Here is a 528-nt window from a genome sequence, read left to right on the forward strand (position 1 = left end):
ATCCCCGGATCAAAGCTTGCTTACAGCTCCCCGAGGCAGTATCGTTGTTCGCCACGTCCTTCATCGGCTCCTAGCGCCTAGGCATCCTCCGTGTGCTCTTAGTAGCTTAACCTTTGACTCCTGTTTGCCTCGCTTCGCTCCGTTGTTTTGTGCTTCGCACAAAGCCAAAGTCGCTCTTCGATTCAAACACTCGTCTGCTACCTTTATTACTTGGTCTTTCAATGAAGACACAAGCAGCTATGATGAATTTCAATTTGACGCGAAGCCAAATTTAAAATCATCAGAAAAGGATATTTCTAAAACGCAAATTCGTTTCGTTATCTAGTTTTCAAGGATCAATTGAGAGTTTGCTCTCTCAAAACTGAGCAATGAGTGAGTAACTAGCCGACCGGCTAGATTTAATATTTGAATGTTTCCTCGCAGGAAACGATTCTCCATAGAAAGGAGGTGATCCAGCCGCACCTTCCGATACGGCTACCTTGTTACGACTTCACCCCAATCATCTACCCCACCTTCGGCGGCTGGCTC

Annotated in this window: 2 rRNA genes; both read right to left on the reverse strand. The window is 46.2% G+C overall.

The features are described from left to right. Positions 1-112 (reverse strand): 23S ribosomal RNA (locus KI367_RS26775); the annotation flags it as partial. 328 nt (positions 113-440) lie between these two features. Beyond that, a 16S ribosomal RNA gene (locus KI367_RS26780) occupies positions 441-528 on the reverse strand; the annotation flags it as partial.

Source organism: Paenibacillus cookii, from assembly GCF_018333375.1.
Classification (GTDB): domain Bacteria; phylum Bacillota; class Bacilli; order Paenibacillales; family Paenibacillaceae; genus Paenibacillus_AQ; species Paenibacillus_AQ cookii.